Origin of the sequence: Pseudomonas sp. P7779 (assembly GCF_013386315.1) — a bacterium.
In the GTDB taxonomy this organism is placed as follows: Bacteria; Pseudomonadota; Gammaproteobacteria; order Pseudomonadales; family Pseudomonadaceae; genus Aquipseudomonas.
Genome location: NZ_JACARZ010000125.1, coordinates 26,707 through 40,185, shown reverse-complemented (window position 1 = coordinate 40,185; position 13,479 = coordinate 26,707). Strand labels below are relative to the sequence as shown.

The 13,479-nt window shown below is 62.4% G+C and carries 7 protein-coding genes; 5 read left to right on the top strand and 2 right to left on the bottom strand.

From position 1 onward, the window contains the following. Positions 1-46: 46 nt before the first annotated feature. The 3 genes from HX869_RS28700 (at position 47) to HX869_RS28690 (ending at position 7,909) form a co-directional block, all read left to right on the top strand. Positions 47-3,004, top strand: coding sequence for an autotransporter serine protease (locus HX869_RS28700; RefSeq protein WP_178904025.1), 2,958 nt, complete (start codon positions 47-49; stop codon positions 3,002-3,004). 184 nt (positions 3,005-3,188) lie between these two features. Then, a complete protein-coding gene (locus HX869_RS28695; protein ID WP_177054021.1) occupies positions 3,189-6,299 on the top strand; it encodes an autotransporter serine protease in 3,111 nt (1,036 codons plus the stop codon). A gap of 179 nt (positions 6,300-6,478) precedes the next feature. Then, positions 6,479-7,909: a lipase gene (locus HX869_RS28690; protein ID WP_178904024.1), complete on the top strand. Its 1,431-nt coding sequence runs from the start codon at positions 6,479-6,481 to the stop codon at positions 7,907-7,909. Between the two features lie 188 nt (positions 7,910-8,097). On the opposite strand, the gene HX869_RS28685 is transcribed toward HX869_RS28690, so the two are convergent. Next, entirely contained in the window at positions 8,098-8,322 is a 225-nt protein-coding gene (locus HX869_RS28685) for a YgdI/YgdR family lipoprotein (protein ID WP_102369114.1), read from the bottom strand. A 188-nt stretch (positions 8,323-8,510) separates the two neighbouring features. On the opposite strand from HX869_RS28685, the gene HX869_RS28680 reads away from it, so the two are divergent. Both HX869_RS28680 and HX869_RS28675 read left to right on the top strand, forming a co-directional pair. Continuing rightward, positions 8,511-10,160: a VRR-NUC domain-containing protein gene (locus HX869_RS28680; protein WP_102369113.1), complete on the top strand. Its 1,650-nt coding sequence runs from the start codon at positions 8,511-8,513 to the stop codon at positions 10,158-10,160. Next, positions 10,157-12,415, top strand: coding sequence for an ATP-dependent DNA helicase (locus tag HX869_RS28675; RefSeq protein WP_178904023.1), 2,259 nt, complete (start codon positions 10,157-10,159; stop codon positions 12,413-12,415). The genes HX869_RS28680 and HX869_RS28675 overlap by 4 nt, the downstream gene beginning before the upstream one ends. Before the next feature lie 16 nt (positions 12,416-12,431). Here HX869_RS28675 and HX869_RS28670 read toward each other — a convergent pair whose 3' ends face one another. Beyond that, positions 12,432-13,391 carry an oxidoreductase gene (locus HX869_RS28670; protein ID WP_178904022.1) on the bottom strand — a complete coding sequence of 320 codons (960 nt, stop codon included), beginning with the start codon at positions 13,389-13,391 and terminating at the stop codon, positions 12,432-12,434. Between the last annotated feature and the right edge of the window lie 88 nt (positions 13,392-13,479).

Genomic DNA, 13,479 nt, shown 5'->3' with positions numbered 1-13,479 from the left:
AGCTCCCTCGCCACAGGTATTTCAACAATAAGAAAAGGGACTCTTCATGATCACTGGTTCACCTCGCTTCAAACCCTTCACCGCAGGCTCCTTGCTGCTGCTGTCAGTGGCGGCCCACGGGCAGTACATCGAAGCCGGAAAAGTCGGCGACCCCGGCAGTTGGCGCACCGCCGAGTTCCAGAGCGACTGGGGCCTGGACCGGATGAAAGCCAACGAGGCCTATGCGAGCGGCATCACCGGCAGTGGCGTGAAGATCGGCGCCCTGGACTCGGGTTTCGACCCCAACCATCCCGAAGCCTCAAAAGACCGCTATCACGCGGTCACCGCCAGTGGCACCTATGTCGATGGCAGCCCCTTCACGACCACCGGCGCGCTCAACCCAAACAATGACTCCCACGGCACCCACGTGACCGGTACCATGGGCGCGGCCCGCGATGGCGTGGGCATGCACGGCGTGGCGTACAACGCGCAGATCTACGTCGGCAACACCAACGCCAGCGACAGCTTCCTGTTCGGCCCCACGCCAGACCCCAAGTACTTCAAGGCGGTGTACAGCGCGCTGGTGGATTCCGGCGTGCGCGCGATCAATAACAGTTGGGGCAGCCAACCCAAGGATGTCAGCTACCAGACCATTGGCGACCTGCACGCTGCCTATGCCCAGCACTACAACCAGAACACCTGGCTGGATGCCGCTGCGGAGGTGGCCAAGGCCGGGGTGATCAACGTGTTTAGTGCTGGCAACAGCGGCTACGCCAACGCCAGCGTGCGTTCGGCCTTGCCGTATTTCCAGCCGGAGCTGGAAGGCCACTGGCTGGCGGTATCGGGCCTGGACAAGGCGAACAACCAGAAATACAACCAGTGCGGCATCGCCAAGTACTGGTGCATTTCCACCCCCGGGGCGTTGATCAACAGCACCATTCCCGATGGCGGTTATGGGGTGAAATCCGGCACCTCGATGTCGGCGCCCCATGCCACCGGCGCACTGGCGCTGGTGATGGAACGCTATCCATACCTGAACAACGAACAGGCCTTGCAGGTGCTGTTGACCACGGCCACCCAGCTCAATGGCGCGGTCACCGATGCACCGACCACTCAGGTCGGCTGGGGCGTGCCGGACCTTGGCCGAGCAATGCACGGGCCCGGGCAATTGCTCGGGCCGATGAATGTCACGTTGGCGGCCGGGCAGGGCGATGTGTGGAGCAATGCGATCTCCGACAAGGCGCTGATCCAGCGTCAGGCCGAAGACAGCGCCGAAACCCTGGCCTGGCAGCAAACCCTGCGCGATAAGGGCTGGGAGAACGGCGTGGGCGCCGGCGCGAGTCAGCAGGACCAGACGGACTATGCCGTTGGCACTGCCCGTGCTGCAGCCGCGGCCCAGCGTATCTACGAAGGCAGCCTGACCAAATCCGGTGCGGGCAGCCTGATCCTGGCGGGCGACAACACCTACCGTGGCCCGACCACCGTGAATGGCGGCCGGTTGGCGGTGAATGGCTCGCTGACGTCCGCGGTGACGGTCAATGACAGCGGCACGTTGGGCGGCTCCGGTCGCATCGCGGCGTTACAGGTCAATAGCGGCGGCACCGTGGCGCCGGGCAATTCCGTGGGCACCTTGCAGGTGGCCGGGGATGTAAACCTCGCCGCCGGCTCCACCTATGCGGTCGAACTTACCCCCACCACCAGCGACCGGATTGTCGCCACGGGCAAGGCAATTCTCGGCGGCGGCACCGTGACCCTGGCCCTGGAAAACAGCCCGACCCTGCTCAGCCTGCAACAGGCGGAAAGGCTGGTGGGGCGCCAGTACAACATCCTCCAGGCGGCTGGCGGGATCCAGGGCCAGTTCGGTGCCGTGTTGCCCAACTACCTGTTCCTCGGCGGCACCCTCGACTATGCCGCCAACGGTGTGCAACTGGGCATTGCCCGCAGTGATGCGAGTTTCGCCAGTGTCGGTGCCACTCGTAACCAGCGTTCGGTGGCGGCGGCCGCCGAGCAGTTGGGCGCCGGTAATCCGGTGTACGAAAGCATCCTGCGGTCAGACTCGGCAGCCACGGCGCAGTCGGGTTTACAGCAGCTGTCGGGAGAAATCTACCCGGCCATCGGCACAATGCTGATCAATGACAGCCGTCAGCTACGCGATGCCGTGGGCGAGCGCCTGCGCCATACGCCGGTTACCGGTGAGAGCAACGTGTGGGTCAAGGCGCTCGGCAGTTGGGGCAAGACCGACAGCCGCAGCGACACGGCAGGCTACACCAGCTCACTGGGCGGCATGCTGGCCGGTGTCGACGGCGCGCTGGACGAGCAGACCCGTGCCGGTCTCGTGGCCGGTTACAGCGACAGCTCGCTGAACATGGGCAGCGGCACGCATTCATCGGCGTCCATCGACAGCTACCACCTCGGCGCCTACGCCGGGCATGAGCTGGGCAATTGGCGCTTGAGCGTCGGCGGTGCCTACAGCTGGCATCGCGGCGACGTGAAACGCGACTTGCAGTACGGCGAAGTCAGCGGCAAGCAGAAGACCAAGCTGGATGCGCGCAGTGCCCAGGTATTTACCGAAGCGGCCTACCGTTTGAACGTGTCCTCGGTGGCGCTGGAGCCGTTCGCCAACCTGGCTTACGTGCATCTGGACAACGAACGCTTTGACGAGAAAGGCGACGCCGCCGCGCTGGAGCGTGGCAGTGACAGCCGCGATGCGGTGCTGAGCACCCTGGGCCTGCGGGCGGCAAAAACCTTCCCCCTCAATGACCGCCAGCAACTGGACGTTTCCGGCTCGCTGGGCTGGCAGCACAGCCTGAGTGCCGTTGAATCCGAAGAGCACCTGGCGTTTGTCGCCGGAGGGCCGTCGTTTGCGGTGCAAAGCTCGCCGTTGATGCGCGACGCGGCATTGGTGGGCGTGCAGGCGAGCCTGGCGTTGAGCAAAAGCACACGGGTAAACCTCGACTACACCGGCCAATTGGCTGGCCGGGAAAAAATCCAGGGTGTGGGGTTGAGCCTGAACTGGCAGTTCTGAGCAAGATCCTGAGGCCGAAAGAGGTCAACTGTGGGAGCGGGCTTGCTCGCGAATGCGGTGTGTCAGTCGACGCACCTGTAACTGAGCCACCGCATTCGCGAGCAAGCCCGCTCCCACATTGGGTCGGCGACGCTTGGGAGAAACGTGATTTATACAAGTGCAATAAAAACTAAGGAAGGTCACCGTGAAAAAAACAAAACGAGGGTTTCAATCCGCCATCCCAACAGGCCCGGGCTACCCGCTCAAGGCCCTGAGCTGCGTGCCATACGGCGCGTTGCTGTGTTGCCTGGCCAGCCTGGGTACCGCCCAGGCCGCACCCTACGTGGAAACCGGAAAACTGGGAGATGCTGCCAGTTGGCGCAGTAATGAATTCAAGGCCGATTGGGGCCTGGGCGCCGTGCATGCAGACGCCGCCTACGCCGCCGGCTACACAGGCAAGGGCGTGAAGCTGGGGATCTTCGACCAGCCGGTGTATGCCCAGCATCCGGAATTCGCCAGCCCCGGCAAAGTGGTCACGCTCGTGACCGAAGGCATTCGCCAATACACCGACCCGTACATCCCGGTGAAGGCCGGGGACGCGTTTCGCTACGACGGCACGCCTTCCCTGGGTTCCAACGGCAAGCTCGGCAATCACGGCACCCACGTAGGCGGGATCGCTGCGGGTAACCGCGACGGCGGGCCAATGCACGGCGTGGCGTTCGATGCGCAGATCATCAGCGCCGAAAATGGTGACCCGGGCCCCGAAGACGGGATCATCCTGGGCAACGACGGTGCGGTCTACAAAGCCGGTTGGGACGCGCTGGTGGCCAGCGGCGCACGCATTATCAACAACAGCTGGGGCATCGGCATCGGTGACCAGTACGCCAAGGGCGGCCGAGATCCGGCATTCCCCAACTTCACGGTCAATGAAGCCCAGGCGCAGTTCAATAACATTCGGCCGATCCTTGGGACGATCGCAGGTGGCGCTTATCAGGGCGCCATTGATGCGGCCCGCAGCGGCGTGCTGACGATCTTTGCCGCCGGCAACGATTACAACCGCAACAACCCGGATGCGATCTCGGGCCTGGCGTACTTCGTGCCGGAGATTGCACCCAACTGGCTGTCGGTGGCGGCCTTGCAACAGAATCCCGACACCGCCAGTTCCGATCCTTACGTGATCAGTACCTTTTCCTCGCGCTGCGGGTATGCCGCCAGCTTCTGCGTCGCGGCCCCCGGCACCAAGATCTACAGTTCGGTGATCAACGGCACCTCCCTGGAAAACCTGACCACCGACTACGCCAATTTCAACGGCACCTCCATGGCCGCGCCGCATGTGGCCGGCAGTGCAGCGGTGTTGATGGAGCGCTTCCCGTACATGAGCGGCGACCAGATCTCCACGCTGCTGAAAACCACCGCGACCGACCTCGGCGCACCGGGCATCGACTCGCTGTACGGTTGGGGCATGATCAACCTGGGCAAGGCCATCAACGGCCCGGGGATGTTTGTGACGGCTGAGGATATCCCGGCGGAGTTTCGTATCGACGGCGCCTACGGCTCCGGCCAGTTTGTCGCGGACCTGCCAGGGATTGGCGCCGTGGTGGATGCCGGCAAACCGACCCAGCGCACGTGCACCGATGTGCATTGCGGGCTGGATGTGTGGAGCAACGATATCTCCGGGCATGGCGGCTTGACCAAGCAGGGCATTGGCGCGCTGGTACTGACCGGCACCAATACCTACAGCGGCCCAACCCTGGTCAACCAAGGGTTGCTGGCGATCAATGGCTCGATCACCTCCGACGTTACCGTCAGCAGCAGCGGCGTAGTGGGCGGTTCCGGGCGCATTGGTTCGCTGACAGCGAACAGCGGCGGTACCGTGGCGCCGGGCAACTCCATCGGCACCCTGAACGTGGCCGGGGATGTGAACTTCGCGGCGGGCTCTACCTATGCGGTGGAGTTGTCGGCCACCAACAGTGATCGCATCGTCGCCGGTGGCAAGGCCACCCTCAGCGGCGGCACGGTGACCCTGGCCCTGGAAAACAGCCCGACGCTGCTGACCCAGACCCAGGCCGAAAGCCTGATCGGTCGCCAGTACAACATCCTGCAGGCTGCAGGCGGGATTACCGGCAGCTTCGGTTCGGTGCTGCCCAACTATCTGTTTATCGGCGGTACCCTGAACTACGCCGCCAACGGCGTGCAGCTGGATGTGGGGCGCAATGCCAACACCTTTGCCAGTGTGGCCGCCACCCCGAACCAACGTTCGGTGGCCGCTGCTGCCGAGCAGTTGGGCGCGGGCAACGCCGTGTACGAAAGCCTGTTGCTGGCGCCGAATGCGGCCTCGGCCCAGGGTGCATTCCAGCAGCTGTCCGGGGAGATCTACCCGGCGCTGGAAACCGCGTTGGTGAATGACAACCGCTACCTGCGCGAAGCCGTGGGCGAGCGTTTGCAGCAAGGGGCAATGGGCGCATCGAGCCAGACCGTCGACAGCCGTGGCAACGTCTGGGTCAAGGCGTTGGGCGCCTGGGGCAAGACCAACAGCGGCAGCGATACGGCGGGCTACACCACCTCCATCGGCGGCATGCTGGCGGGTGTGGACGGCGCGCTGGATGAAGACACCCGTGTAGGCCTGGTGGCGGGGTACAGCGATACATCGCTGAACATGGGCAGCGACACCCATTCCCGGGCATCGGTGGACAGCTATCACCTGGGTGCGTATGCCGGGCATGAAATCGGTGCCTTGCGCTTGAGCGGTGGTGCGACCTACAGCTGGCACCGCGCCGATGTGAAGCGCGAGCTGCAATACGGTGAAGTCGCCGGCAAGCAGAAAGCCAAGGTGGATGCCCGCAGTACCCAGGTGTTTACCGAAGCGGCGTATCGCCTGAACCTGCAACCCCTGGCCCTGGAACCGTTCGCCAACCTGGCGTATGTGCATCTGGATGCCGATGGGTTTACCGAGAAGGGTGATGCGGCGGCCTTGAAGGGCCGGGATGACAGCCGCGATGTGGTGTTGAGTACCCTGGGTGCTCGAGCGCTGAAAACCTTGAATATCAATGACCATCAGCAACTGGAGCTTTCCGGCACCCTGGGTTGGCAGCACAACCTGAGCAGCGTCGATTCCGAGCGGCACCTGGCGTTTGCCTCGGGCGGCCCTTCGTTCACTGTGGAGAGTTCGTCGATGGTGCGTGATGCGGCATTGGTGGGGGCGCGGGTCAGCCTGGCGTTGAGCAAGGAGGCGAAGGTGAATCTGGATTACAACGGCCTGCTGGCCAGCAAGGAGAAAGTCCATGGGGTCGGGCTGAGCCTGGACTGGGCTTTCTAAACACCGCAGTTGGAAATGTGGGAGCGGGCTTGCTCGCGAAAGTGGTGGATCAGTCAACCCATCCACCGACTGGCACACCGCCTTCGCGAGCAAGCCCGCTCCCACATTGATCCGGTTCCAATCGTCCATTTGTGCAGATTCGGCTTTCTCGACAATTCCAACAAAAGAGAGGCAATACCATGGGTGTTTTCGACTATAAAAACCTCGGCACCGAGGGCTCCAAAGCGTTGTTCGCCGATGCCATGGCGATCACGCTGTACTCCTATCACAATCTGGACAACGGCTTTGCCGTGGGTTACCAGCACAACGGTTTTGGCCTGGGGCTGCCCGCCACTCTGGTGGGCGCGCTGCTGGGCAGCACCGATTCACAGGGGGTTATTCCAGGGATTCCCTGGAACCCCGACTCGGAAAAAGCCGCCCTCGAGGCGGTCAACAAGGCCGGCTGGACGCCCATCAGCGCCAGTACCCTGGGCTACGGCGGCAAGGTGGACGCCCGGGGCACGTTCTTCGGTGAAAAGCCCGGCTACACCACCGCGCAGGTGGAAGTGCTGGGCAAGTACGATGGCGACGGCAAGCTGCTGGAAATCGGCATTGGTTTTCGCGGGACTTCGGGGCCTCGGGAAACCTTGATCAGCGACTCCATCGGCGATCTGGTCAGTGACCTGCTGGCGGCGCTGGGGCCCAAGGACTACGCGAAAAACTACGCCGGCGAAGCCTTTGGCACCTTGCTCAAGGATGTCGCGGCGTATGCCGGCAGTCATGGCCTGACGGGCAAGGACGTGGTGGTCAGCGGTCATAGCCTGGGTGGCCTGGCGGTCAACAGCATGGCCGACCTGAGCGGCAATAAATGGTCGGGGTTCTACAAGGACTCCAACTATGTGGCCTATGCCTCGCCAACCCAGAGTGCCGGCGACAAGGTGCTGAACATCGGTTATGAAAACGACCCGGTGTTTCGCGCGCTGGACGGCTCGTCGTTCAACTTCTCGTCACTGGGCGTGCACGACAAGCCCCATGAGTCGACCACGGACAATATCGTCAGCTTCAACGATCACTACGCGTCGACGCTGTGGAATGTCCTGCCGTTTTCCATCGTCAATGTTCCCACCTGGCTTTCTCATTTGCCCACCGGGTATGGGGATGGCATGACGCGGGTCCTGGACTCGCAGTTCTACGACCTGACCAGCCGGGACTCGACGATTATCGTGGCCAACCTGTCGGACCCGGCCCGGGCCAATACCTGGGTGCAGGACCTCAACCGCAATGCCGAGCCGCACAAGGGCAACACGTTCATCATCGGCAGTGATGGCGATGACCTGATCCAGGGTGGCAAGGGTGTGGATTTCATCGAGGGCGGCAGGGGCAATGACACGATCCGCGACAACAGCGGGCATAACACCTTTCTGTTCGGCGGGCAGTTTGGGCAGGACCGGGTGATTGGTTATCAGCCGACCGACAAGCTGGTGTTCCGGGACGTGGAGGGCAGTGCGGACTGGCGTGACCACGCCAAGGTGGTGGGGGGCGATACCGTGCTGAGCTTTGGCGCGGACTCGGTGACGCTGGTTGGCGTTGGGCTCGCCGGGGTTTGGGGCGATGGGGTTTCCATCGGCTAAGTAGCGCCACGGATTGATCGTTCCCACGCTCTGCGTGGGAACGCCGCCCCGGACGCTCTGCGTCCAACTGCCAACCCACGGTTCATGTCTTGCGCAGTGGTGACGCGGAGCGTCACGGGATGCATTCCCACGTAGAACGTGGGAACGATCATGGCAAAGAAAAGTGGGAGCCGACGGGCTCCCACTTTTTATTTCTCCTTCATCACGGTCGCGACGTCATCGGCCTTGACGCGAATATGCTTGCCGGCGATGTCGGTGAATTCGTAGAAGCCATCGGCCGTTTTCGCGTTGGGCACGTCCTTGGTCAGGTATTGAGTGCCGTTCTGCAACGTCACCACCGTCTGCGTGGAGCAACCGGCCAATACCAGCAACGTGAACATACCCACCGCCAGACCCAAATTCTTCATGCTCATAACCCTTACCCTGATCCTTCGAAAACCCCGCACCTGAGCGGTCGGGGGAGACTCATTTAATGTGGCTGACAGCCATCTGATCATTATTACGCAAAAAGTTGCGTGTGCCTTTGATCTATTACTGATTGCAACAGTCGGTCAGGGACGGCACTCTGTATGCATAAACAGTGGTTGATCCAGTGCCTGAAATGTCCAATCCCCTAGAAGATCCGCTCTATTACCTGCATAACTTCCGCCAAGTGCTCGCCTGGCTGGGGCAGCGTTATGCCGATTTGCTGGCCCCGGACGAAGAGCATTTCATTCAGCAATTTGACAGCTTGCCGCAGGCATCCCAGGCGTTACTGGTACGCATGGTGATGCGCAAGGGCGCGCATTTCCGGGCGGGCAAGCTCAACTATGTCGAGATCGGCGCGGTGCACGAGGCGGTCGTGCCTTTGCTGGAACAGGGTTGGGTGACGGATCAATGCCTGTTGTCGTTCGGCGAGTTGTTCGGCCTGTTGCAGAAAGCGGAAATCCTGGCGGCGTTCAAACCCTGGATCGAGCAACCCAAGGCCAGGAAGGCGGACTGGCTGGAAACGCTGTCAACTCAGTTTTGTGAACTGCGTCACTTCCAGCACTGGTGCCCGGACCTGGCCGATCAGCTTTACAGCCTCACCGTGATGGAACTGTGCGACCGCCTGCGCCTGATGTTCTTCGGTAATCTCTATCAGGACTGGTCGGAATTTGTGCTGGCGGACCTGGGGATCTTTACCTACGAGAAAGTCGAATTCTGCGCCGAATCCCGCGGTTTGCGCAGCCGTGACGATGTGCACGGCTTCCTGTTCCTGCATCAGTGCCAGCAGGCCTTTGAAGCGGGCGAGGCACTCGATGGCGTGCTGGAACAAATCGCTACCTTGCACACCGACAACCCCTGGCTGGAGAAACGTCGAGCCAAGCTGTTGTTCCAGGTGGGCCAGTATTGTGAGCGCAGCGCCGAGTTGGCCCTGGCGGAAGCTATCTACCGGGGCTGCACCTATCCCGGCGCACGGGCGCGGCTGATCCGGGTGCTGGAGCGCCAGGAGGATTTTGCCCAGGCGATGGGGCTGGCCCGTGAGGCGCAACAGGCCCCGGAAAGCGCTGCCGAACAGCAGCACTTGCTGCGCGTGATACCCAGGCTGCGACGCAAGCTCGGCGAGCCGGCGCTGCCCAAGGCAAAACCCCGCGAGATCGTGCGCCTGGACCTCGAACTGCCGGCTCCGGAACCGATGATGTCGGTGGAGTATTGCGTACAGGCGCACCTCAGCGACCATGGTGCACCCGTGCATTACGTCGAGAACAGCCTGATCAATTCGCTGTTTGGCCTGCTGTGCTGGCCGGCGATTTTCGCGCCGTTGCCGGGGTCGTTTTTCCACCCGTTCCAGCGCGGGCCGGTAGACCTGCACAGCGAGGATTTTCATCTGCGGCGCGCCGAGCTGTTCGCCGAGTGCCTGGGCCAACTGGACGATGGGCGCTACAAGCACACCATTCGCCAGCGTTATGTAGACAAATGGGGCATCCAGTCACCCTTCGTGTTCTGGAATGTGCTCAGCGAAGAACTGCTCGATCAGGCCCTCGACTGCCTGCCAGCGGCGCACCTGCGCCACTGGTTCGAACGCCTGCTGCTGGATATCCGCGCCAACCGCGCCGGCATGCCCGACCTGATCCAGTTCTGGCCCGAAGAAAAAACCTACCGCATGATCGAAGTCAAAGGCCCCGGTGATCGCCTGCAGGACAACCAGTTGCGCTGGCTGGAGTTCTGCGGCGAACACCAGATGCCCGTCACTGTGTGTTATGTGCGCTGGGCGGGGCAGGCCGCTTGAGCTACAGCGTTGCGGTGCGTGCGTTATGTGAATTCACCGCCAAGGTCGGCGACCTCGACCTGCGCTTTACCCCGTCTCCCAGTGCCCAGGAAGGGATTGTCGGCCACCGCACCGTGGCCTCGCGGCGCAGCGCCCATTACCAGAATGAAGTCGCGCTGGAGGGCGAATACCAGCAGTTGAAAGTCCGGGGCAGGGCGGATGGCTACGACCCGGACCGCAACCAGCTGGAAGAGGTGAAAACCTATCGCGGCGACCTGGACAAACAACCGGCCAACCACCGGCAACTGCACTGGGCCCAGGTCAAGGTCTACGGCTGGTTGATGTGCCAGAAGCTCGGGTTGTCGGAGATTGTCCTGGCGCTGGTGTACTTCGACATTGTTGGCGAGCACGAGACGCTGCTCAGCCAACGGTTTCAGGCTGATGACCTGCAGGCATTCTTCGTGCAGCAATGCGCCCTGTTCCTCGGCTGGGCCGAACAGGAAATGCACCAGCGCGAAGCCCGCAATGCCGCAGCGGTTACCCTGGGCTTTCCCCATGCGGCGTTTCGCCCGGGCCAGCGCGCCCTGGCGGAAACGGTCTACAAGGCGGTCAGCACCGGCCGCTGCCTGATGGCCCAGGCGCCTACCGGAATTGGCAAGACCGTCGGCACGATTTTCCCGATGCTCAAGGCCATGGCGCCGCAACAGCTGGACAAGGTATTCTTCCTGACCGCCAAGACTCCGGGCCGCAAACTCGCGCTGGATGCGGCGCAGGTGCTGTATGACAGCAGCCCCGATCTGCCATTGCGGGTGCTGGAGCTGGTGGCGCGGGACAAGGCCTGCGAACACCTGGACAAAGCCTGCCACGGCGACTCCTGCCCACTGGCGAAGGGTTTTTATGACCGCTTGCCGGCGGCCCGCGAAGCCGCTTCCCGCGTGCGCCTGCTGGACCAGCGCAACCTGCGGGAAGTCGCCTTGGCCCATGACGTCTGCCCCTATTACCTGAGCCAGGAAATGGCACGCTGGGCCGACGTGGTGGTCGCCGACTACAACTATTACTTCGACTTCGGCGCCATGCTGTTCGGCCTGGCCCAGCTCAACCAGTGGCGCGTCGCGGTGCTGGTGGACGAAGCCCACAACCTGGTGGAGCGTGGCCGCTCGATGTACAGCGCGGCCCTCGACCAGTACACGCTCAAGACCCTGCGCGAGATCGCACCCGAGCCGCTGAAAAAGCCGCTCCAGCGCCTGAACCGTGAGTGGAATGCCCTGCACAAGGAGCAAGTGGCACCTTATCAGGCCTACGCCCAGAAACCCGACAAACTGCTGCAGGCGCTGAGCCTGTGCACCAGTGCCATGGGTGAATATTTCAACGACCATCCCGAAGCACTCAATGGCGAACTGCAAGCCTTCTACTTCGAGGCCTTGCAGTTTGCCAAGGTCGCCGAGCTGTTCAACGAACACTTCATTTTCGACATCAGCAAACGCGAACTCAGCGGCAAGCGCAGTTCATCAAACCTGTGCCTGCGCAACGTGGTGCCCGCCGAATTCATTCGGCCCCGGCTGACAGCGGCCCGCAGCAGCGTGTTGTTTTCCGCAACCCTGAGCCCACGGCACTACTACGCGGACTTGCTGGGAATGCCGCCCGACACGGCCTGGGTGGATGTGGAATCACCGTTCAAGGCCGAGCAGCTGCGGGTGCATATCGTCGACCGGATCTCCACCCGGTTTGTGCATCGCCAGGCGTCCCTGGAGCCCATCGTCGAGCTGATTGCAGCGCAGTTTGCCCAGGCGCCGGGCAACTACCTGGCGTTTTTCAGCAGTTTTGATTATCTGCAGCAAGTGGCGCAATTGCTTGCCGAGCGGCACCCGCGCATCCCGCTGTGGCAGCAGTCACGGGGCATGGCCGAGGCTGAACGCCAGGCATTTCTCGACCAGTTCACCCAGCACAGCCAGGGCATCGGGTTTGCCGTGCTTGGCGGCGCATTCGGCGAAGGCATCGACCTGCCGGGCACCCGGCTGATCGGCGCGTTTATCGCCACCCTGGGCCTGGCGCAACTCAACCCGGTGAACGAGCAGCTCAAGCTGCGGATGGGCGCGATTTTCGGCGCCGGTTATGACTACACCTACCTTTATCCGGGCATCCAGAAGGTGGTGCAAGCCGCGGGCCGGGTGATCCGCAGCCAGCAGGACCGAGGGGTGGTAATGCTGATTGATGACCGGTTTGGCGAAGCGCGGGTGCGGCAGTTATTGCCGCGCTGGTGGTCGATCTCTCTATGAACACAAGAGCCCCAAACTACAACGAGACACTGCACAGTTGCTGGCTCAAGAGCCACAAACGTTCGGCGTGCTCCGGGTCGACAGCCCAGGGTCTTACTCCGTTGCGCCGGGTGTCATCCTGCGACGAAGCGGCCACATCGCAATCTTCGCAGTAGAGTCCGCCCATGCCCTCCAGTTGCGGGCTGACAGCGCACCACACCGAGGTCGCGGCGCCTTGCTCGGGGTTCTTGTAGTGACTGGCGCGGCGGATATTGCCGTGCTCATCCAGTGCGCCGACGAATGCCAGGTCGTCCTTGTCCAGGTAGCGGATCAGGTCGGTGAGGATTTCCCCCGGGTGCACGGAAAATGCGCGCACACCCTCCGCTTTACCTCGTCGGTCCAGTGCTACCGCGAACAGTGCGTTGGCGGTTTTTGATTGGCCGTAGGCGAGCCACTTGTCATAGGGGCGGTGTTCAAATTGCGGGTCATCGAAATGCACAGGGCTGAGACGATGGCCGAGGGATGATACCGAAACCACTCGTGCGCCATTAGCCTCACGCAGCGCCGGCCACAACCGCGCGGTTAGCTGGAAGTGGCCCAGGTGGTTGGTGGCGAACTGCGCTTCGAAACCTCGCGTATCCCGTTGCAGTGGTGTGGCCATGATTCCGGCGCTATTGATCAGAAGGTTCAATGCCCGGTCGCTGGCGAGGAAGTTTTCGGCAAAACGGTCGATGGAAATCGGGTCGAGTAAATCCAGGCTGGCGTGTTCAACACCGATGATGCCCGAGAGGTTGCGTTCGGCCTTTTCAGGATCCCGCGCGGGAACGATCACCTGCGCACCCGCGTCGACCAACACGCGAACCGTTTCCAGGCCAATGCCGGAGTAGCCACCGGTGACAATCACCGTCTTGCCTTGCAAATCGCTGCCCGCCAAGGCTTGCTGGGCGGTAGTGCCGGCATCGAAGCCGCTGCCAATTGGGGTTTGTTTGTCAGCCATGAAAGATCTCCTTATGGGAGGCCTAGAGTCTCTCGCTGGAGCCCGGACGCGGAATGCCCTAGAGTCCGTGTTTCTGTCGCGATCGTCC

Coding starts and splice junctions, on each gene's coding strand:
- HX869_RS28700 (WP_178904025.1), top strand. CDS start 47: ATGATCACTGGTTCACCTCGCTTCAAACCCTTCACCGCAGGCTCCTTG.
- HX869_RS28690 (WP_178904024.1), top strand. CDS start 6,479: ATGGGTGTTTTCGACTATAAAAACCTCGGCACCGAGGGCTCCAAAGCG.
- HX869_RS28685 (WP_102369114.1), bottom strand. CDS start 8,322: ATGAGCATGAAGAATTTGGGTCTGGCGGTGGGTATGTTCACGTTGCTG.
- HX869_RS28680 (WP_102369113.1), top strand. CDS start 8,511: ATGTCCAATCCCCTAGAAGATCCGCTCTATTACCTGCATAACTTCCGC.
- HX869_RS28670 (WP_178904022.1), bottom strand. CDS start 13,391: ATGGCTGACAAACAAACCCCAATTGGCAGCGGCTTCGATGCCGGCACT.